The organism is Deltaproteobacteria bacterium (assembly GCA_003696105.1).
In the GTDB taxonomy this organism is placed as follows: Bacteria; Myxococcota_A; Polyangia; order Haliangiales; family J016; genus J016.
On sequence record RFGE01000098.1, the window covers coordinates 1 to 19859 of the forward strand.

Genomic DNA, 19859 nt, shown 5'->3' on the forward strand with positions numbered 1-19859 from the left:
GCATTGTCGTCCCGCCGCGCCGGCGGCACAACCCCGCGCCCGCCGCGCCGCCGCCAACCACAGACCCGGCCGCGCCATGCCCCGCATTGTCGTCCGGCCGCACCGGCGGCACGCCCCCCGCGGCGCCGCGGGTGCTCCGCGTCACCGCGACGCGGGAAGGCTGCCGCGCGCCCAGCGAAGCTCCGCGTGGCCCGTCCGGCTGTCCTCCCACGCGGCGTAGACCACGCCGCCGGCGCTGGCCGCCAGCGCCGGCCGCCACGACTGGGCGGCCGAGTCGCCGCCGTCGTCGACGCGCACAGCGGGTCCGAACGCGCCGTCGCGGACGACCGACAGGTAAATGTCGTTCGACCCGTTGCGAAAATCCTGCCACGCGACGACCAGCGCGTCGCCGGCGCGCGCGATCGCCGGCGCCCACTGATCGCGCGGCGGATCGGCGTCCGGCGCGAACGCGAGCGGACCGCCCGCGCTCGTGGCCAACGCGACGTCGGCGTCGTAGCCGCGGCCGCGCACGGTCGACCACACGACGGTCCACTCGCCGCCGGGACCGAGGTCGATGGCCACGTCCATCGCGAGCCGCTCGGGAAACCCGCCGTCGTCCAGTCGCCGCGGCGCAGTCCACGTCGCGCCGCCGTCGACGCTCTCGGCGACGAACACGTCGTCGCTGGGCTGGCCATCCGGGTCGGGGCGGTGCCGATGGGTGTACGCGACGACCACGCGGCCGGCGCGCGCGGCGATCGCGGGCGACCACTCGGCGGTGAGCGTACGATCGCGAGCGGCGTCGTCGCGGTCGCGCGGGTCGACGCGCACGGCGCCGAGCCACGTGCGACCGCCATCCGGCGACCGGCTCACGTACACCCGCCACGTCGGATCCGGCCCGCGCGCGTCGGCGAACGCGACGTACGCGTCCCCGGTATCGGGATCGACGGCGACGGAGGGAACCCACGCCTCTACCGTTGCGTCCGCATCGATTCGCACGCGCTGCGACCAGGTGCGGCCCCCGTCCGGAGAAAACGCCGCGCGGATCTCGGCGCGGTGCTCGCCCAGCACCTCCTGCCACACGGCGAGCGCCGCATCGTCGTGCAGCGCCGCGATCTGCGGCGAGTGCTGCGGCCGATTCCACGGTTGTATGCGCACGGGATCGCGCCACGTGACGCCGCCATCTTCGCTGAACGCGGCGAGGATCTGCCCGGTGCAGTAGCGCGTGTCCTCCCACGCGAGCCAGACCTGTTCGCCCGGCCCGGCGGCGATCGCGGCGGAGCGCTTGACGCCGACGCCGTGCGGGAACACGGTGCGCGCGCCGTGCAGCGCCAGCGGTTCGGGATCGACGTCGATCCCGTCGACCCGCGGCAGCGCGTCGTCCGCTCGCAAGTCCAGGTCGACCCAGACCGTGCCCGCCCGGTAGTCGCCGGCGCGCGAACCGCCCGGTAGCAGCGCCTCTCCGACCGCGCGCAGCGCGGCCCGCCGGTCGTCGAGCGAGCCGACGCCGGGGTCGGGCTCGACCCACGGCGCGATCGCGGCCCAGCCGACGTCGGGCACCTGCGCCACCAGCGCGCGGCGCTCGTCGGCCGGCGTGCCGTCGACGACGGCGAAGCTCTGGCCGTCGAAGCCGATGTCGAAGAAGTTGCCGACGTACATCGGGGCGACGGCGGCGCGCAGCTCGGGCAGCCGCTGCACCGCGGCCCAACCGCTGCGCTTGAGGTTGTCCGGCGGCCACGGGTACCCGTCGGGCGCGACGGTCCAGCCGACGAACGCCTCGAGTTGCAACAGCACGTTGGCGCCGCGCAGCGCGACGCGTTCCAGCGCGTCCGGCATCCACGCGTCCCGCGAAATCATCGGCGCCGCGCGGACGAGGCCCCCGACGTCGACCGGGCCGAGCGCATCCGGCCAGCCGCCGCGCAGTTCGAGATCGTCGGCCTCCAGATCGACGAGGTACGCCTTGTGCGTCTGCGCGAACCGCGCGCCGGTCGGGTCGTAGAAGACGGCCTGGTTGTACACCTCGCCGTCGGGCACCCAATAGGTGTCGCGCGGGTCGGCGCGCTCCGGATCGGCCAGCGCCGCGACCGCCTCCGGATCGCGGGTGAGCGCGACGTCGCCGGCGTCGATTCCGGCGACGACGTACACGCCGTAGTCGCGCGCGATCCCGGAGAACGTGGCGTCGAACGCCCGCCACATGCCGTCGGTGACCGCCAGCAGCGTGAGCTTGCCGGCCGCTCCCGTCGCGAACCGCGCGTAGTAGTTGGCGGCGTCGACGACCTCCGGCACGAGCGCGGTGAACGCCTCGAGCGCGGTGTCCTGCGCGCGCGCCGCGGCGCCGCGCGGTCCGAGGAACACGAGCGGGAATGCGACCGACTCGGGAAACACGAGCACGTTCGGGCGATCGGTCGCCAGATGCGGTGCGACGTCGGCCTCGACCGTCGCGCGGATCGCCGCCTCGAACGCGGCCGGCGACTCGGCCTCGGCGAGCGACAGCCGATGGCCCACGGCAAACAGGCGCACGGCGGACGCGGGGCTCGGCTCGTGCTCGCACGCCGGCGGCGGACCCGCGGCGTCCGGCGCGACGGTGTGGGGCACGCCCTGGCACGCGACGGAAGCCAGCGCGGCGGCGAGTCCGCATCCACGGCGCACACGGCGCACCGGCTGTCGAATGGCGATGTGGGTCGAGGACATGGCGGGTAGGCGGCGCGCGGCGCCCGGCGGTGGCGCCTCCCGAGCCGGCCAGCCGCCCGCACCCGCGCGTCGGCGCGACGATACCGCACGGAGGGGCCGGGCCGGCGCCGCGACGTGCCTGCAGGCGCCGGTCCGGCCGGGCGCGCGGGCGCGGCGCGGCATCGCCCGGCGGCGTGCCGGCGACGGCGCGGTTACCGCCGGCGGCGTGCCGGCGACGGCGCGGTTGCCGCCGGCGGCGCGACGGCGACGGCGCGGTTACCGCCGGCGGCGCGACGAGTGACGGTGGCACGCAGCGTGCTTACCTTGTCAATATGAGCCACCCCACGCTGACGATCGACGAGGTGATGTCGCCGTCGCCGTACTCGATCCAGGTCGACGCCACCCTGTCGGACGCGCACGAATTGATGCGCAGCCATCACATCCGCCATCTGCCGGTGCTCGACGGCGACCGGCTCGTCGGGATGGTAACCGAGCGAGATCTGCACCTGATGGAGACTCTGTCCGACGTCGACCCGGACGAAGTCACCGTCGGTGAGGCCATGACGCCCGATCCCTACGCCGTGCAGATCGGCACCAACCTTCGCGACGTCGCGATCGCGCTCGCGTCCCGCAAGTACGGCTCCGCCGTCGTCCTCGACGGCGACCGCGTCGTCGGCGTGTTCACGACCGTCGACGCCTTGCGCGTTTTGAGCCATCTGCTGTAGCGACCGCGCAGGATTTTCGCACTTCGTCCAGGTGGCTGTTGCGCATAGCCACTGGCGGCGGGCGCGCGTGCCTGCGCTATCATGCCCGCTCCCGCATGACCGGCTTGCTGCTCGTCAACCTCGGCACCCCGGACCGTCCCGAGCCCGGCCCGGTCCGGCGGTACTTGCGCGAGTTCCTGTCCGATCCGTACGTGATCGACATCGCTCCGGTCGCGCGCTGGCTGCTCCTGAACCTGATCATCTTGCCGTTGCGCCCCCGCAAGAGCGCCGCGGCCTACCGAGCGATCTGGCACCCGGAGCGCGGCAGCCCGCTGCTGTTCCACTCGCGCGACCTGGAGGCGGCGGTGCGCGCTCGCCTCGACGACGACTGGACGGTCGCGCTGGCGATGCGCTACGGCGCGCCGTCGATCCGCGACGGTCTGATCGCGTTGCGGGACGCCGGCGTCGACCGGATCGTCGCGTTTCCGCTGTACCCGCAATACGCGCTGTCGTCGACCGAGACCTCGCGCGCGGCGATCGAGCGCACGGCCGCCGAGGTGTGGGACGAACCGCCGCCACTGGCGTTCGTCGCGCCGTTTTACGACGCGCCGGAGTTCGTCGATGCGTTCGCGGCGGTCGCGCGGCCGGCGCTGGACGAGGCGCGCCCGGACCACGTGCTGTTCTCGTTCCACGGCCTGCCCGAGCGCCACGTGCGCAAGACGGACCCGACCGGGCTCCACTGCCTGCACGCCGACGATTGTTGCGCGCGCATCGGCGACGCGAACCGGAACTGTTACCGCGCCCAGTCGTTCGCGACCGCCCGCGCGCTGGCCGCACGGCTCGACCTGCCCGCGGAGGATTGGACGGTGAGCTTCCAGAGCCGGCTCGGGCGCACGCCGTGGATCCGGCCGTTCACCGACGAGGTCGTGGTGTCGCTCGCCGAGCGCGGCATCAAGCGGCTGGCGGTGGTGTGCCCGTCGTTCGTCGCGGACTGTCTCGAGACCCTCGAGGAGATCGGCTTGCGAGCGGCCGAGGCGTTCCGCGCCGCCGGCGGCGAACGGCTCACGCTGGTGCCGTCGCTCAACAGCGCACCGGAGTGGGCCGACGCGGTGTGCGCACTGGCACGGCGCGCCGCCGCCGCCGCGCCGCTCGCACCCGGCGCGCGGCCGTAGTAGAAGATCCGCGATGTCCGACACCCTCGCCCACGTCTACGGCTCGCTGCTCGTGGTCCGGCCACCGGTTCCCGCGACGGTCAACAAAGCGGGCGCCAACTACAAGAGCGAAGTCACCCACCTCGAATACTCACCGCGCGCGGCCTACGACGAGTGGCTGAGCATCTGCGAGGGCATCCGCGCGTGCGGCGGCGACGCGCTGTTCGACTTCGAAGAGGCGGATCAGCCGCTGCTCGACGTGGGCGATCTCGAAGTGGACGGCGACGGCGCGATCCACCCCGTCGGATCGCGCGACGTGCTCGGCCATCTCGACGACGTGCTCACGGGGCGGGTGTTCACCGCCAACGGCCCGTGGGTGACGGTACGCGACCGCACCGTGCAAGCCGTGCTCCCCCACATGCTCGCGCACCGCCGACCGGAGCTGCCCTACTATCGCGCGCTGCTCGAACGCATCGCCGACGCCGGCGGTTACGACCTCGAACTCATCGACAACCCGCACAAGTGGGAGGGCATGGCCGACGTCGCGGTCGTCGCCGACAAGGTGATCCTCACCTACACGGTCGAGGGCCACTACGACGCGGGCGTCGGCCCCAAGACGATGCGGTCGTCGCGCGAAGGTGTGGCGTTCGCGGCCGATCGCGCCGGAGTGCCCGACGGCGCGCGCATCTACGCGGAGCTGGTCTATCCGCACTTTCACGGCGATACGGTGCATTTCGGCGCGCGGCCCACCAACCGCGGCCCGGTGTTGATGCAATACGCCGGCGGCCTGTACGGCGACGGCGCGGCGCGCATCGCGGCCGCGATCGGCGAGGCCAACGTCGTGCCGATCACGCGCGCCGACGCGGTCGACGCGTACGCGGCCAACTCGCGCCAGGTGCTCGACGGCGTGCTCGTCCCCGACGGCGTCAGCCGCGGGTTTCTCGACTCGATCGCCGCGCTCGGCCTCACGGCGCACCCCGTGGCGCTGTACGAGCTGTTCGGCAAGGCAGGCGGCGGGCCCGCGTGCGCCACGTTGTACCTGCCGACGAACGTGGCGGTGGCCGATACGTTCCCGCTGCGCTACAGCGTGCGCCGCGACGAGGCGCACGCCCGCCGCGAGCGCATCCCGGCGCGCCTCACGGTCGCGCCCGAGTACTTCGAGGGCAAACCCCGCGGCTGAACGGGGACCCGCCGGCTACTCGCACGCGCAGTGGGCGTCTGGTCGGCCGCACCACTCGTCGAACACGGAGCCCTGCAGCGAGCACAGATACGAGTCGCGGCCCAGCATGTGGCGCAAGGTGGCGTCGCCCACGAACTTGACCTGTTCGAGCTGACCGATCGTGCGGATCGGCCGCGCCGCGACGATCGCCTCGGCGGTTTCGACGCCCACCCGACACACGGCCATCAGCGCGTCCATGTCGGCCCGATTGGCCCAGTCCAACACCATGTACGCCTCGTCGTCGCTCACGGGGATCGACGCATCGGCGCCCGCCCCCTCGCAGGCCAGGGCGATGCAACACGACTGGCGCCCGTCGTCGACCGAACACCACGCCGTGTGAACCGTCCGGCGCAGCTCGTCGAGCACCTCGGGGCCGACCCACGGCACCGCGTCGAGCGCGGCCAGCGGATCGACCTGCGCGCGCAGCGGCCGCGCCGCCATGATGCCGCGCGCGATCCGCGGCCCGATGCCGCGCACCGCGAGCAGCTCCTCGTAGGTCGCGTGGTCGGCAAAGTCGATGACGTTGGTCGCTTCCTCGTCGTCGAACGCGACGCCGGATACGACGTCGCCGAGCGGCTCGCACACGGGCGCCAGACCGACCTGCGCTCGGTCGACGCCCGCCGTGTCGACGTCGATCGCACAGCCCGCGATCGCGCCGATGCCCACCAGTGCACACAGTGCGGTTCGCATCATGGCCGGCCCCCCAAGCAACGGCGATGCCAGTTCGGACCTCGCGTTTGCGCCCGTTGGCGTGCCCCGAAACCGTCGCAATCCGAGACACGCCGGCATGAACCCGCCTCGGCGTCACCGATAACCGCTCGAATTCGTTTCCCTAACTGCGATTCAGCGCGAAACTGTCCACGGACGCGACACCGGCCAGTCGACCTGGCGGCGGCGAGCCCCGGATCGGCGGTGACGCCACGGCAGCGACGCCACCGCCGGCGCCGGCGGTCATCCCGCGAACTCGTCCGTCTCGAAGTCGATGTGCCGCAGCTGCGGCACCCGCTGCTTGAGTTCGCGCTCGATCCGCTGGATCTCGTCGGCGAGCGTGTCGAGGACGCGCTCGCCGAACTCCGCCGCGATGGTATCCGGGTCGGCGCCCGCCGCGATCTGCGCGCGCAGCCAGGCGGCGTGGCGGCGGCCGAGCTCGCGGCCGTTGTAGTCGACGTCGGCGCGCAGGCGAAACCGATCGGCCGACACGATGCGCGTCTTGACCGCGCGCACGCCCTCGACCGCCGGCTGGCTCTCCAGGAATGCGACCGCCTGCGCGGTGACGTCCGCCGGGATGGCCGGCCCCAAGATCAGCACGCGGTTGCGCCAGCCGAGCCACACGGCGACGGCACCGAGCAGAAGGCCGATGAAGATCGAGCTGATGCCGTCCCACATCGGGTTGCCGGTCCAATGTGCGAGGCCGATGCCGACCGCCGCGACGACGACGCCGAGGGTCGCGACGAAGTCCTCGAACAGCACCGCGAGCACCGTCGGGTCCGAGCTGGTGCGAATGTGCTGCCAGAAGCTCTTTTTCCCCTTGGCGGCGGCGATGGCGCGCACGGCGGTGACGAACACGGCGCCGTCGACGCAAAACGACACCGCCAACACGGCGACCGTCACCCACGACAGGCGCAGCTCCGGCGGGTCGACCAGCGTGTGAATCCCGTGATAGACGGTGACGCCGCAGCCGAGGATGAAGATGCCGACGGCGGACAGCAGGGCAAACAAGAATCGCTCGGCGCCGTACCCGTAGTGGAACATCGCGTCCGCCGGGCGCTCGCTGCGCCGGATGCCGAGGTACAACAGCACCTGATTGCCGGTGTCGGCGGCCGAGTGGATCGCCTCGGACAGCATGGCGCCGGAGCCGGACAACGCGAACGCGACGACTTTGATCGTCGCGAGAAACAGGTTGCCGAACACGGCGGCAACCACGGCGCCGCGGCCGGAAGCCATGGCTCCTCATAACAAATCGCGCGCCGCGCGGACAAGGCCGGCCGGGGCGCGACGCCGGTTGCGCCGCCGCACAGCCGGTGTACCCTCGCGCCATGGCCGAGACCATCTTCTCGAAGATCCTGCGCGGCGAGATCCCATGCCACCGCGTGTACGAGGACGACCGGGTGCTCGCGTTTTTGGACATCAACCCGCTGTCGCCCGGCCACACGCTCGTGATCCCCAAGGAGCCGGCCGAGACGCTCGACAAGCTGTCGGACGAGTCTGCCGCGGCGATCGGTCGCGTGTTGCCGCGCCTGTGCCGCGCGGTGCTCGCGGCCACCGGCGCCAAGGCATACAACGTCCTGCAAAACAACGGGCCGTCGGCGCACCAGGCGGTGTTCCACGTCCACTTCCACATCATCCCGAAGACCGACAGCGGGCTCGGCCTCGGCATCGGCTGGAAGCCGCGGCGGCTCGACCCGGACGAAGGCGCGCGGCTGGCCGAGCAGATCGCCGCGCACGTGCAGTAGCGGCGGCGCGCGCCGGCCTACCGCGCCGCCGGCTTCACCGCGATGCGCGTGACGTCCGACGCGTGCGGCACGTCGCCGGGCGGTCGCCCCCGCCGGCCGCCGGCGCCGTGAAACCGCGGGAATGGGTCGTCGGGCGCCACCGACAGCACGCCGACCTCGCCGCGCCGGTTGAGCAACAACACCGGAATCCGGTCGGCCGTCACCGGGAACCCGATGCGCACGCCGGCCGCCGTCTCGGCGACCACCTCGTCCCCCGGCTGCAAGCCGAGCAATCGATCGAGGCGCCATGCGGTGCGGTCGCCGTCTTTGAAGTCGGGCGACGTCCCGTCGAGGAAGGCGCGATCGATGACGCGCGCGGGCTGCCCCGGAACGTCGACCGGGATGCGCAGGCCGGCGGGCACGGTCACGCCCGGCGTCGGATGCAAGTTGGGAAGTTGCCGCTCGACGTTGGGGGGATCGCCCTTGCAGCCCACCGCCGCGAGCACACACGCCATCGCGATTCGACCGATCATTGCGCAGCCTCCTCGGGGAACACCGACACGAACTCCGGCGGCACGTGCACTTCGATGTCGTCGCCGACCGACCACGCGCCACCGACCACGCGGTCGCGCGCCGACAGTTCACAGGTGATCGACCACCCGTCGCTGCCGGCGACGTCGACGATCATGCGCGTGCGCGCGTGGCGCCGATCGATGCGCGCCACGCGCCCGGCGAACACGTTGCGCAAGCCGAGCGACGCGCCTGCGCCGACCCGCAGCGGCACGACGTTCTCAGCGGCAATGCCGAGCCACGCCGAGGCCGGATCGGTGGCCGGCGGCTGGTCGAGTTCGACGCGGACGCCCGCGACGACCACCGCCGCCCCGTCGACCGCGTCGACGCGCGCGAGGTTGGCGATCTGGATGAACCGGGCCACGCGCAAGTCCGCCGGATGGAGAAACAGCGCCTCCGGGACGTCGACCTGGACGATACGCCCGGCCATCAGCACGGCGACCCGATCGCCCACCACCGACGCCTCCCCTTGCGAATGGGTCACGTAGACCGCGGTGAGCCGGAGCTCCTGCTGCAGCTCACGCAGTTGCACGAGCAACTGCCTGCGAATGTGCGCGTCGAGCGCCGAGAAGCTCTCGTCGAGAAACAGCACCGTCGGCTTCGTGATCAGCGCCCGCGCGAGCGCGACGCGCTGGCGCTCGCCGCCGGACAGCGACTCCACGCGCTTGCGGCCGAGCAGGTGGCGGATGTGCAGAAGGTCGGCGAGGCGGTCGAGGTCGGCGTCGGCGCCGTCCATCGTGCGACGCACGCGCCGGCCGAACAGGATGTTGTCGCGAATCGACAGGTGCGGAAACAGCGCGACGTCCTGCGGCATGTAGGCGATGTGCCGCCGCTCCGGCGGCAGTGCGGTGACGTCGCGCCCGTCGATGACGACCGACCCGCGGTCGACGCGCTTGAGCCCCATCATGCTCTCGAGCAGCACCGTCTTGCCGGCGCCCGACGGACCGAGCAGCACGAGCAGCTCCCCCGTCGGCACGTCGAGCGACAGCGACGGCATGTGGAACGCGCCGTGGCGCGCCTCCAGGTCGCGCACCTCGATCATGCGCTCCTCCTCGCGCCGACGACGCGCACCACGACCAGCACCGCCATCGCGACCAGCGTGAGCAACAGCGCGAGGCCGAGCGCCTTGCCGATCTGAACGCTCGCGAGGTTGTTGTAGATGGCGACCGGGATGGTCTCGGTCTTGTTGCGCACCGAGCCGGCGACCGTCACCGACGCGCCGAAGTCCCCGAGCGCGCGCGCCCACCCCAGCACGAACGCGGCCAGCAGGCTCGTGCGGCACATCGGCAACGCGACCCGCCAGAACGCGCCCCAGGGCGTACACCCCAAAAACCGCGCGACCTGCTCGTAGCGCGGGTCGAGGTCTTCGAACGCGGCCTTGAGCACGCGAATCTGCAATGCCAGCGCCAGCACGAACTGGGCGGCGATGATCCCCGGCACTTCGAACACGAAGCGGACCACGTTCGCCTCGACCCAGCGCCCGGGAGCGGATCGAAAGACCAGGATGAGCGCGACGCCGATGACGACGGGGGACAACACGATCGGGATGTCGAGCAACGCGTCCACGACGACCTTGCCGCGAAACCGCCAGCGCGCGAGCGCGTACGACGCCGGCAACGCCACGGCCAGCGCGACCAGAGCCGATGCGGTCGACGTCCACAGGCTCAGCTGCACCGCGTGTCGGACATCGGCCTCGCGCAGCGCTGCGATCGGCCGCTCGCCCTCGGTGGTGTACGCCAGCTGGACCGCGACGATCGCGACGACGCACGCCACGGCGGCACCGAGGCCGGCGAGCAGATAGATCGAGAAGCCGTGCCGTCGCACCGCGGCCATTATCGATCAGCGACGCGCCGCCGCGGCGGCGTGCAGCCGCCAAAACGCGGCTACTTCCACCGGTCGGGCAGCGTCCACTCCCCGCCCACCGGCGTGTCCGGCGTCGCGTACTGGCGCGCCTGTTCCAGCGTCGTGAGATAGTGCCACTTGTCGTACAGCGCGCGTCCCTCGTCGCTGGCGAGGAAGTCGATGAACGCCTCGGCGAGCGCGCGGTTGCGGGTCGTCTTGGCGACGGCCGCCGGGATGTAGCCGATGCGGGTGACCTGCTCGCGCGGCAGGTACACCGTCTCGATCTTGTCCGGGTCCCAGTGCTGGAACACGTCCCAGCCGAGGATGGCGTCCACCGTGCCGAGCGACACGAGCTGCGCGGTCTTGGCACACGATTCGGCGTGGGTCACGATGTTGGGCCGTACCTGCTCGGCGAGGTCGAGCGATTCGAGCACCTCCACCGCGTACAACCCGACGCAGACTGTGTCCGGCCGCGCGATGCCGACGCGCACGCCCGGCCGCGCGAGGTCCGCGACCGAGCGGATCTGTTTCGGGTTGCCCTTTTGCACGTTGATGGCGGGCACGAGGTAGACGATGCGCCGCTCGGTCTCCGGAAACACGAGCCCCTCGCGCTTGGCGATCTCCATGTAGTCCGACGAGCCGGGGAAGTACACGTCGCCGCGGCCGGCGAGCTTGATCTCCGACAGCATGCGGCCCGAGCCGCCGAAGTGCGCCTCGACCTTCGCTCCGGTCTCGCGCTCGAACGCGCGGGCGGCCGCCTCGGTCGGCGGCTTGGACGCCGACCCGACGAAGATCTCCAGGGTCTGGCCGGCGAACGGACGGTCCACGGTCGCGCCGCCCGCCTGCGCGGCGCCCGCGGTCCCTTCGCCAGCCGAACATGCGGCCAGCGCGGCGAGGGCGGCGGCGGCGAGGGCGGCGGCCGGCCGGCGCAGCGACCGGCGACGATCGGGACAATCGGCGGGTACGCGCATCCGTCTCTACTGTACTGCATCCCGAGTGCCACCTGCGCCCGCGCGATTCCGGACGATTGCGCACGTGGACCTGGGGGTCGCCCCCCCTCCGCCGGCCCGCAGTCCTCGCGCCGGCCATCGGCCCGGCGCCCGGACCCCCGCCGGGGGCGCCTGCCGAAAACGCCGCGCGGCGCCGCCGGAGCGACGCCGCGGGGCGCAGGGCGACCGGAGCCGGCGGTCAGCAGGAGCAGGCCCAACCCCAGCTGTAGTCGTCGAACGCCGCCGTCCACGACTCGAGGTTGTAGTCGTGGCGCGCGCAGTCGTGCGTGTAGTAGCCGCTCATGTCGCTGCCGCAGCCGATCCCACAGCGCCCCTTGCACCCGTTGCCGTAGCCGCCGGTGCACGACCAGCTCTTGCCGGCCTGGCGCCAGTAGCCGTTGCCGATGTATTGCACCGTGCACGAGCAGGTCGACAGGCACGTGATGCTGCGCGCGGCGTAGGTCTCGACGCGCGCGATCGGCACGTCCACCGGGGCCATCGCGGCGAACGCGGCCTGCTGGACCAGCATCTGCTCGACGCGGGATCGCGTGGTGTGATCGCCCGGGAACGCCCGCTCGATGGCTTCCGCCGCCTGGATGAGCGCGTGCAGATCGGCGTCGTCGAGCGCCGCGAGCTGTGCGTCGAGCCGGCTGACGCCCTCCCGGTAGTCGTTTTCGAACACGAGCGACCGGTCGCCGACCGACAGCTGAACCATCACCTCGTCCTCGGTCACCTGCGCCGCGTACAGGTCGACCGTGCGGTCGGGTGTGACGAACCGGCCGGCGATCTCGTCCGGAGACACCGAGGTGAGTTCGAGTCCCTCCGTCGCCGGGGGCGGAGCCGTCTCGGGCGGTGCGACGTCGGCCGCGCAGGCGGCAACCAACAGAGAACAAAGGGCGAGCGGGGCGATGCGCGTCATGGGTCGTTTTCCTCCGTGATAAATTCGGTGAACTGCGATACGCTTTTTGCAAGCACGCTGCCATGTTCTTCTCCATTTGATTTCAAACAGTTAGTCGACGAAACAAATGTTTATGTCCAGGGGGCGTTCGAATTGACCAACATGTGGTCAATTGGGCTGCGAGTTGACCAACGACGGCAGTAACACGACGGAACGACTGGACTTCGCCCGCCACCTGGCCGGGGCCGAGTACCTGTTGATCGGATCCGAGGGCGGGTGGACGGCGGTCGCCCTGCCGCGCGCCGGCACCCTCGTCCTCGGGCGCGGCGGCGACTGCGACGTCCGCGTCGACCACCCGAGCGTGTCCCGGCGCCACGCCGAGCTGGCGCTCGCCGACGGGCGCGTCACCCTCCGCGACCTGGGCAGCGCCAACGGAACGCGCGTCGGCAGCGTGACGCTGCCGGCCGGTGAACCGCGCCCGGTCGCGTTGGCCCAGCCGTTTTCGCTCGGCGCCGTCACGTGCGCCGTCCACCGATCGATCGGCGGCTTGCCGGTCGCGCCGCCGGCCGGCAGCAGCTATGCGCGCACGCGGCTGCGCGAAGAGTGCGCCCGCGCCGCGCGCACCGGCGGGCAGCTCGCGTTCGCGCTGATCGCCGTGCGCGGCGCGGCGGTCGGCCAGGTCGAGCGCGAGCTGGCGACCGAGCTGCGCGTGTCGGACGTGTCGGCGCCGGCCGAGCCGGGCACGTACGAGCTCGTGCTGCCCGACGCACCGCCGGACGCGGCGCGCGCCGCCGTCGCGCGCATCGCCGCGCGCCTGCGCGCCGCCGGCTGCGCCGTCCGCAGCGCCGTCGCCCACGTGCCGACGGACGCGACCGACGCCGACCGCACCGTCGCGATCGCGCGCAGTCGCCTGACCGACGCCGACCGCACGCCGTCGAACGCGCCGCCGCCCCCGTGGCTCGACCTGGTCGACCGGATCGCGGACAGCCCGCTGAGCGTGCTGATCCGCGGCGAGACCGGCGTCGGCAAGGAGCTGTGTGCGGCCGAAATCCATCGCCGGTCGTCGCGCCGGGACCGCCCGTTCGTCAAGCTCAACTGCGCCGCGTTCACCGAAACGCTGCTCGAGAGCGAACTCTTCGGCTACGAGCGGGGCGCGTTCACCGGCGCCGTCGCGGCCAAGCCGGGCCTTCTCGAAACCGCCGACGGCGGCACGGTGTTCCTCGACGAGGTGGGCGACTTGCCCATGCCGTTGCAGGCAAAACTGCTGCGCGTCCTCGAGGACCGCGAAGTGCTGCGCGTCGGCGCGCTGAAACCGCGCCGCGTCGACGTCCGGTTCGTGTCCGCGACGAACCGGCCGCTCGAGCGAGACATCGCCGAGGGGAAGTTCCGGCGCGACCTGCTCTACCGGCTCGCCGGCGTGGTCGTCGAGATCCCGCCGCTGCGCGAGCGCGTCGACGAGATCGAAGGGCTCGCGGCCAGCTTCGTACAGTCGATCTGCCGCGACATCCAACGACCCGATCCGCCGGCGCTCACGCCGGCAGCCATTGCCGCGCTGCGCGCGCAGCCGTGGCCGGGCAACATCCGCGAACTGCGCAACGTCGTCGAGCGCGCGGTCCTGTTGGCGCGCGGCGACGCGATCACCCCCGAGGATCTCGGGCTCGCCGGCGACGACGGCCCGACCCTGGACCTGCCATCGCCGACCCGGAGCCCGTCCGGCGGCGGCGATGTCGATGGCGCCGCCCCCCAACGCGCGCCCCGCGCGCTCACGGCCGAACTCGCCGAGGTCGAGCGGCGCCAGATTCTCGCCGCGCTCGAGCAGTTCGGCGGCAACCAAACGCGCGCCGCGCGTCACCTCGGCATCTCGCGGACGACGCTGCAAAAGCGGATGGACGACTACGGCATCCCGCGGCCGCGCAAGCGGCGCGGCGCGACGGGCGCGCGGCGCGACCCCCGCGAACGATGAGCGACGATACCTCCACGACGGCGCCGATGCGCGGCCCGCCGCCGGCGGCGCGACCGACCACCGAGTCGCCCGACCGGTTCGACATCCGCCGCAAGCTCGGCGCAGGCGGCATGGGGGTGGTCTACGAGGCGTTCGACCGCCTGCACCGGCGCACCGTGGCGCTCAAGACGTTGCGGCGCCTCGACGGCCCAGCCCTGTACCGGTTCAAGCAGGAGTTCCGCTCGCTCGCCGACACCGCCCACCCGAACCTCGTATCGCTGTACGAGCTGATCTGCGTCGGCGGCGAATGGCTGTTCACGATGGAACTCGTCCGCGGCGTCCACTTCCTGGACCACGTGCGGCGGGACGCCGGCGGCGCGAGCGAACAGGACGTATCGACCGCGGCCCTTCCCGTCGCTCGCCGCGACGACTTCGCGACCGCCGAGACGACGCCGCTGCAGGCGCTCGGCGGCCCGCCGGTGCGCCCGTCGCCCGCCGACATCGATCGGCTGCGGCCGGCGCTGCGCCAGCTGTGCGAGGCCGTGGGCCACCTGCACCGCATCGGCCGCCTCCACCGCGACATCAAGCCGTCGAACGTGCTCGTCGAGTGCGAAACCGACCGCGTCGTCGTGTGCGACTTCGGCCTCGTCGCCGAACTCACCGAGCGCAACACGTATCAGACCGCGAGTGACCGGCTCGTCGGCACGGTCAGCTACATGTCGCCCGAGCAGGCGGCCGGCCGGCCGCTCACCGAGGCGAGCGACTGGTACAGCGTCGGCGTCGTCCTCTACCACGCCCTCACGGGACGCCTGCCGCTGGCGGGCGACCGCCGCGCCATCCTGGAACTCAAACAGTCCATGGAGCCCGTGCCGCCGAGCGCGCTGGTCGCCGGCGTGCCGGACGATCTCGACCGCCTGTGCGTGGACCTGTTGCGGATCGACCCGGCGGCGCGGCCCCCCGGCACGGAGGTGCTGCGCCGCCTGGGGGCGCAGCACGGTTCGATCCGCGGCCGCGACGGCGGGCGCCGCCGGCCGTTCGTCGGGCGCGAACGCGAGCGCGCTCGCCTCGCCGAAGCGCTCGACCGCACGCGCGACGGCCGCCCGGTCGCGGCGCTCGTGCACGGCGTGTCGGGCGCCGGCAAGACCGCGCTCGCCACGCGGTTCGCGGACGAGGCCGCGCGCGCGGGCGCGCTCGTGTTGCGAGGTCGTTGCTATCCCAACGAGTTCGTCCCGTTCAAGGCGCTCGACGGCGTGATCGACGATCTGAGCAGCCATCTCGCGCGGCAACCGGACACGGCGGTCGCGGCGCTGCTGCCGCCGGACACGGCGGAACTCGCGCGACTGTTCCCCGTGTTGCGGCGCGTGGGTGCCATCGCCGAACCCGAGCGGCCGCGATTCGGCACCCCCGATGCGCACGAGCTGCGGCGCGTCGCCGTCGGCGCGCTACGCGCGTTGCTGCGCCGGCTGTGCGACGCGCGTCCTGTCATCGTCTTCGTCGACGACATGCAGTGGGGCGACCGCGACAGCGCCGCGCTACTCGACGACCTGCTCACACCGGCCGACGCGCCGCCGTTGCTGTTGCTCGGCACCTATCGCGACGACGTCGCCGACGACCGCCCGTTGGTCGACGCGCTGACCGCGATGCACCGGGCCGGCCGGCTGGAGGTGGACGACATCGCGCTCGGGCCGCTGTCCGACCGCGAGTCGGCCGAGTTGGTGCGCGCGCTGCAACCGGACGCCGACGCGGACGCGCTGGCCCGCGAGGCGGGCGGCAACCCGCTGCTGCTCGACGAACTCGTGCGCCACGCCGCGACCGGCGACGCCAGCCGGGCCGGCGCCGCCCTGACCGTCGATGCGATGATCGCGCGGCGCTTCCGGGCGCTCGACGCCGGCTCGCGCACGGCGCTGGCGCTCGCCGCGGTATTCGGGCGGCCCGCGCCGCTGCCGCTGCTCGCCGACGCGGCCGGCGACGCCGTCGACGTGGCCGCCGCTGCCGTGCGGCTCGAGGCCGATCGCCTGCTGCGGCGCGCCGGCGCGGCGCACGACCTCCGCGTGGAGTGCTACCACGACCGCGTGCGCGAGGCGGTCTTGCACGTCCTGTCGGGCGACGAACTGCGCGACTATCATCGCCGCATCGCGCTGGCGTTGCAGCGCGCCGCCGGTGCCGACGACGAGGCGCTCGTGGAGCACTGGCTCGCGGCCGGCGACCCGGCGCGCGCGGCCGCCGCCGCGGTTCCCGCGGCCGAACGCGCGGCCGCCGCGCTCGCGTTCGAGCGCGCCGCGCGGCTGTACGGCGTAGCGCTCGCCCACCTGCCGCGCGACGCGCGCTGGTTCGAACTGCGCGAACGCCACGCCGACGCCCTCGCGGACGCGGGCTTCGGCGTCGACGCCGCGGCCGCCTACCTCGAGGCCGCCGGCGCGGCGTCGAGCGCGGCCCGCGCGCTGGCCCTCGAGCAGCGGGCGGCGCTCGCGTACCTCACCAGCGGGCACCTCGACGAGGGCGTCGCGGTCCTCGACCGGGTGATGGCGAGGGTCGGCTACCGGATCCCCGCGACGGCTCGGGGCGCGGTGCTGTCGATCGTCACCGGCCGCGCACGCCTGGCTGTCACCGCGCTCAGATGGCGCTTGCGCGACGAATCGCAACTCAGCCCGGAACAGCTGGCGCGCATCGAGGTGTGCTGGACCGCCGCGGTCGGGCTCGGCATGGTCGACCCGTTGCGCGGGTTCGACCAGCAGACCCGCCACCTCGCACTGGCCGCGAAGGCGGGCGAGCCGCGTCGACTGTTGCGCGCGCTCGCGCTCGAGATCGCGTACCGATCGACGTCGCGGCGGGGCCGGCGCGCGGTCGCCTCGCTGCTCGAGAAGATGGAACCGATCGTGACCGCGGCGAACGACGAGGTGATGTCGGCGCTCGTCCACGGCTCGCGCGCGTTCGCCGGCTACCAGGCAGGCGAATTCGCGCGGACGCGCGCACACCTCGACGCCGCTCTCGCAACGTTCCGCCACAGCGCGGTCGGCCGCTGGGAGATCTCGACTGCGGAGCTGTATCGACTGTGGACGCTCTACTACCTGGGCGACATCGCCGAAGCCCACGCGCGAGCCGCCGAGCTGCGCCGCGAAGCCGCCCGGCGCGGTGACGCATACTCGACGGCGAACGTGTCGACCGGGCTCGCGGCGATCGCGGCGCTGATCGCCACCGGCGACCCGAACGGCATGGAGGAATTGGTCCGCGCGGGCCTCGCCGGCTGGCCGCGCGAAACGTTCCATCTGCAACACTGGTGGGAGGCGAACGCGTTGGCCCACCGCGACCTGTACGTCGGAGATCCAGAGGCCGCGCTCGCGAAAACGGCCGCGCTCCACCGGCCGATGAAGGCCGCGTATCAGCTGCGCGTGGGCATCATCCGCGTCGAGTTCCGCCACCAGCGGGCCCGCGCCGCCATCGCCGCGGCGCGGAAGGCGTCCCAGCGCGACGCGCTGCTCCGGCGCGCCCGGCGCGATGCGCGCGCGATCGCCCGCGACGACGTGGTGCCGCTGCGCGCGCTCGGCGCGCTCGTCGACGCGGAGATCCTCGCGGTGCGCGGGGACGGCGGCGCCGCCGCGGCGTTTGAGCGGGCGGCGCGCGCCTGCGCAGACGCCGACCTGCATCTGTTCGCCGCGTGCGCGAACTACCGGCTCGGCGAACTCATCGCCGGCGACGACGGCGCGCGGCGCAAAGCCGCCGCGGAGGCGTGGATGCGCGAGCACGGCGTGGCCGACCCCGCGCGCACCGCCGACATGCTCGCGCCGGTGTGATGCACCGGCGGCCCCGTCAGTCGCCGAACAGCTCGGCAGTGAACGCCGCGCCGTAGGTGCGGTCGACGAACGCGCGCAGTTCGGCCCCGTCCGGCCCCGATCGGAGCGCCTCGAAGTAGGCGTCCTGCTGGTCCCACGCGAACGGCTCGAGCGCCGCGCACTCGCGATACAGCGCCATCGACCGGCGCAAGTTCCACGCGAGCAGTTCGCGGAACTGGGCGTAGTCGGCAAAGTAGTCCGGGTCGCGTTCTTCGACCGCCCGGCCGACCGCCAGGGCATAGGCGACGAATTCGATCGTGCCGGCGCACGCGTCGCGCCAGCCGTAGGTCCACTTGCCCGCCCGCTCGAGGTCGACCGCGACCGCCGTGCCGTTGACGTACGCGTTCCACTCGTCGAACAGGTACAGCGGCGTGTCGTCCCACGCGGTCTGCCCCGTCACGTACGTCGCGTAGCGAGAGCCGCGAAGCGCCGAGGGCACGTACGGCGCGACCTCCGACTTGCGGATGCCCGGCTCGACGACGAGCGCGTAGCGGCCGTCGAGCAGGTACAGCGCGTTCGCCCGCCGCCCCGTGTCGTTTCGCTCGTTGCGCAGGTATGCGTGGATGCCGTGACTCGTCTCGTGGCCGTGCGTGACCTTGTCGGCGTCGTAGTAGGTCGATACCCACTCGGGCGGACAGTGCTGGACGATATCCGTGAGCACGGCGCCCCAGCTCGGGTCGGACTCGTCGTTGAGCGGGTCGTAGGTGCGCAGCTCGACCCCGTCGCCCGGCCGCGGCCCGCCGCCGCCGGCGGCATCCGCGGCGCCACCGGCGTCGGCGTCACCGGCGCGGCCGCCGTCGGCATCGCTCGCGCGGCCGCCGTCGCCGGCGGCGGAGGCATCGGCGGCCCCCGGGCCGACCGGCCCGTCGTCGCCGACGTGTCCGACGCAGCCCGCGGACGCGGCCAGCGCCGCGACCGCCACTTCGATCCATCGTGCCGTACGCGTCATGCCGGCGTGCGCGAGCAAGATCCCGGCCGAATCGCGCGACCTCGGTTCGCCGACGGCCGGCGGCGGTCCACGCAGTTGCGGCGAGGCCGCACGATCGTTGCACGCACACCGGGGCGACACGCCCCGGCGATGGGGTGCGCCGCTGTCACACCGCGCGGCGGCGGCAGCGCGGGTCGGGCAGGTCGGCGGCGGCAGCGAGCGCCCCTTCCGGGCGGCGGCCTACATCAAGCCGCGCTCGCGCGCCTGGGCCACCAGCGCCGCGGCGGCCGCCTCGTCGACCTCCTCGGCCTCCTCGATGAGCATCACGGGGATGCCGTCGTCGATCCGGTACTTCAATCGCGAGGCCGGGCAAAACAAGAACTGCTCCTGCTCGAAGTAGATCACCGGCTGTTTCGACTTCGGGCACACGAGGATGTCGAGCAGCTCCCTGTCCAACGCCATGCGCCGACTTTGCGGCGCGGCGGTCCGGCTGTCAACCGCGCGCCGGCGCGCGGCAAGCTCTGCTAAGGTCGCGCGCATGCCAGCTCGTCGACTCCTGGTGGTGATCGCGATCGCCACGGCGGCAGCCGGCGTCGCGCCCGCGCAGCCCGCCGCCGCGCAGCCCGCGCCCGCGCAGCCCGCGCCCGCCGCGCAGCCCACGCCCGCCGCGCAGCCCGCGCAGCCCGCGCCCGCCGCGCAGCCCGCGCC

Annotated in this window: 17 protein-coding genes and 1 pseudogene; 7 read left to right on the forward strand and 11 right to left on the reverse strand. The window is 73.0% G+C overall.

Annotated features, from left to right (window positions below):
• Positions 1 to 141 precede the first annotated feature (141 nt).
• Positions 142 to 2571: a hypothetical protein gene (locus D6689_06520; GenBank protein ID RMH42939.1), complete on the reverse strand. Its 2430-nt coding sequence runs from the start codon at positions 2569 to 2571 to the stop codon at positions 142 to 144.
• A 73-nt stretch (positions 2572 to 2644) separates the two neighbouring features.
• Here D6689_06520 and D6689_06525 point away from each other — a divergent pair, with 73 nt between their 5' ends.
• The 4 genes from D6689_06525 to D6689_06540 all read left to right on the forward strand — a co-directional run bounded on the left by D6689_06525 (position 2645) and on the right by D6689_06540 (position 5681).
• Entirely contained in the window at positions 2645 to 2947 is a 303-nt protein-coding gene (locus D6689_06525; GenBank protein RMH42940.1) for a hypothetical protein, read from the forward strand.
• Positions 2948 to 3011: 64 nt separating this feature from the next.
• Positions 3012 to 3371 carry a CBS domain-containing protein gene (locus tag D6689_06530; GenBank protein ID RMH42955.1) on the forward strand — a complete coding sequence of 120 codons (360 nt, stop codon included), beginning with the start codon at positions 3012 to 3014 and terminating at the stop codon, positions 3369 to 3371.
• 95 nt (positions 3372 to 3466) lie between these two features.
• Entirely contained in the window at positions 3467 to 4522 is a 1056-nt protein-coding gene (locus tag D6689_06535; GenBank protein RMH42941.1) for a ferrochelatase, read from the forward strand.
• A 13-nt stretch (positions 4523 to 4535) separates the two neighbouring features.
• Positions 4536 to 5681 carry a hypothetical protein gene (locus D6689_06540; GenBank protein ID RMH42942.1) on the forward strand — a complete coding sequence of 382 codons (1146 nt, stop codon included), beginning with the start codon at positions 4536 to 4538 and terminating at the stop codon, positions 5679 to 5681.
• A gap of 15 nt (positions 5682 to 5696) precedes the next feature.
• Here D6689_06540 and D6689_06545 read toward each other — a convergent pair whose 3' ends face one another.
• The gene (locus D6689_06545) at positions 5697 to 6386 is read right to left on the reverse strand and encodes a hypothetical protein (GenBank protein RMH42943.1); all 690 of its coding nucleotides are present in this window, start codon (positions 6384 to 6386) and stop codon (positions 5697 to 5699) included.
• Between the two features lie 285 nt (positions 6387 to 6671).
• Positions 6672 to 7664, reverse strand: a complete 993-nt coding sequence (locus tag D6689_06550; protein RMH42944.1) for a cation diffusion facilitator family transporter — start codon at positions 7662 to 7664, stop codon at positions 6672 to 6674.
• Between the two features lie 92 nt (positions 7665 to 7756).
• Here D6689_06550 and D6689_06555 point away from each other — a divergent pair, with 92 nt between their 5' ends.
• Entirely contained in the window at positions 7757 to 8173 is a 417-nt protein-coding gene (locus D6689_06555; protein RMH42945.1) for an HIT family protein, read from the forward strand.
• 17 nt (positions 8174 to 8190) lie between these two features.
• Here the strand turns inward: D6689_06555 and D6689_06560 are convergent, their stop codons facing one another.
• The 5 genes from D6689_06560 to D6689_06580 all read right to left on the reverse strand — a co-directional run bounded on the left by D6689_06560 (position 8191) and on the right by D6689_06580 (position 12472).
• Positions 8191 to 8685 carry a hypothetical protein gene (locus D6689_06560; GenBank protein RMH42946.1) on the reverse strand — a complete coding sequence of 165 codons (495 nt, stop codon included), beginning with the start codon at positions 8683 to 8685 and terminating at the stop codon, positions 8191 to 8193.
• Positions 8682 to 9764, reverse strand: coding sequence for an ABC transporter ATP-binding protein (locus D6689_06565; GenBank protein RMH42947.1), 1083 nt, complete (start codon positions 9762 to 9764; stop codon positions 8682 to 8684). Before D6689_06565 ends, D6689_06560 begins: the two co-directional genes overlap by 4 nt.
• Positions 9761 to 10555 (reverse strand): ABC transporter permease subunit, encoded by a 795-nt coding sequence (locus D6689_06570; protein RMH42948.1) that lies wholly within the window; start codon positions 10553 to 10555, stop codon positions 9761 to 9763. Before D6689_06570 ends, D6689_06565 begins: the two co-directional genes overlap by 4 nt.
• 50 nt (positions 10556 to 10605) lie before the next feature.
• The gene (gene modA, locus D6689_06575) at positions 10606 to 11535 is read right to left on the reverse strand and encodes a molybdate ABC transporter substrate-binding protein (protein ID RMH42949.1); all 930 of its coding nucleotides are present in this window, start codon (positions 11533 to 11535) and stop codon (positions 10606 to 10608) included.
• 217 nt (positions 11536 to 11752) lie between these two features.
• Positions 11753 to 12472, reverse strand: coding sequence for a hypothetical protein (locus tag D6689_06580; protein RMH42950.1), 720 nt, complete (start codon positions 12470 to 12472; stop codon positions 11753 to 11755).
• Between the two features lie 151 nt (positions 12473 to 12623).
• Between D6689_06580 and D6689_06585 the strand changes: the two genes are divergently transcribed.
• Both D6689_06585 and D6689_06590 read left to right on the forward strand, forming a co-directional pair.
• Entirely contained in the window at positions 12624 to 14414 is a 1791-nt protein-coding gene (locus D6689_06585) for an FHA domain-containing protein (protein RMH42951.1), read from the forward strand.
• Positions 14411 to 18184 (forward strand): hypothetical protein, encoded by a 3774-nt coding sequence (locus D6689_06590; GenBank protein ID RMH42952.1) that lies wholly within the window; start codon positions 14411 to 14413, stop codon positions 18182 to 18184. Before D6689_06585 ends, D6689_06590 begins: the two co-directional genes overlap by 4 nt.
• Before the next feature lie 16 nt (positions 18185 to 18200).
• Here D6689_06590 and D6689_06595 read toward each other — a convergent pair whose 3' ends face one another.
• The 3 genes and pseudogenes from D6689_06595 to D6689_06605 form a co-directional block, all read right to left on the reverse strand.
• Positions 18201 to 19292: a hypothetical protein gene (locus tag D6689_06595; protein ID RMH42953.1), complete on the reverse strand. Its 1092-nt coding sequence runs from the start codon at positions 19290 to 19292 to the stop codon at positions 18201 to 18203.
• A gap of 99 nt (positions 19293 to 19391) precedes the next feature.
• Positions 19392 to 19613: a Trm112 family protein gene (locus D6689_06600; GenBank protein ID RMH42954.1), complete on the reverse strand. Its 222-nt coding sequence runs from the start codon at positions 19611 to 19613 to the stop codon at positions 19392 to 19394.
• Positions 19614 to 19761: 148 nt separating this feature from the next.
• Positions 19762 to 19859: pseudogene (locus tag D6689_06605) on the reverse strand (30S ribosomal protein S5).

Excerpts from the sequence above, each read along its gene's own strand:
- D6689_06535 (RMH42941.1), top strand. The coding sequence starts at position 3,467 with ATGACCGGCTTGCTGCTCGTCAACCTCGGCACCCCGGACCGTCCCGAG.
- D6689_06530 (RMH42955.1), top strand. The coding sequence starts at position 3,012 with ATGTCGCCGTCGCCGTACTCGATCCAGGTCGACGCCACCCTGTCGGAC.
- D6689_06590 (RMH42952.1), top strand. The coding sequence starts at position 14,411 with ATGAGCGACGATACCTCCACGACGGCGCCGATGCGCGGCCCGCCGCCG.
- D6689_06540 (RMH42942.1), top strand. The coding sequence starts at position 4,536 with ATGTCCGACACCCTCGCCCACGTCTACGGCTCGCTGCTCGTGGTCCGG.
- D6689_06570 (RMH42948.1), bottom strand. The coding sequence starts at position 10,555 with ATGGCCGCGGTGCGACGGCACGGCTTCTCGATCTATCTGCTCGCCGGC.
- D6689_06525 (RMH42940.1), top strand. The coding sequence starts at position 2,645 with ATGGCGATGTGGGTCGAGGACATGGCGGGTAGGCGGCGCGCGGCGCCC.
- D6689_06550 (RMH42944.1), bottom strand. The coding sequence starts at position 7,664 with ATGGCTTCCGGCCGCGGCGCCGTGGTTGCCGCCGTGTTCGGCAACCTG.
- D6689_06555 (RMH42945.1), top strand. The coding sequence starts at position 7,757 with ATGGCCGAGACCATCTTCTCGAAGATCCTGCGCGGCGAGATCCCATGC.
- modA (RMH42949.1), bottom strand. The coding sequence starts at position 11,535 with ATGCGCGTACCCGCCGATTGTCCCGATCGTCGCCGGTCGCTGCGCCGG.
- D6689_06580 (RMH42950.1), bottom strand. The coding sequence starts at position 12,472 with ATGACGCGCATCGCCCCGCTCGCCCTTTGTTCTCTGTTGGTTGCCGCC.
- D6689_06600 (RMH42954.1), bottom strand. The coding sequence starts at position 19,613 with ATGGCGTTGGACAGGGAGCTGCTCGACATCCTCGTGTGCCCGAAGTCG.
- D6689_06560 (RMH42946.1), bottom strand. The coding sequence starts at position 8,685 with ATGATCGGTCGAATCGCGATGGCGTGTGTGCTCGCGGCGGTGGGCTGC.
- D6689_06565 (RMH42947.1), bottom strand. The coding sequence starts at position 9,764 with ATGATCGAGGTGCGCGACCTGGAGGCGCGCCACGGCGCGTTCCACATG.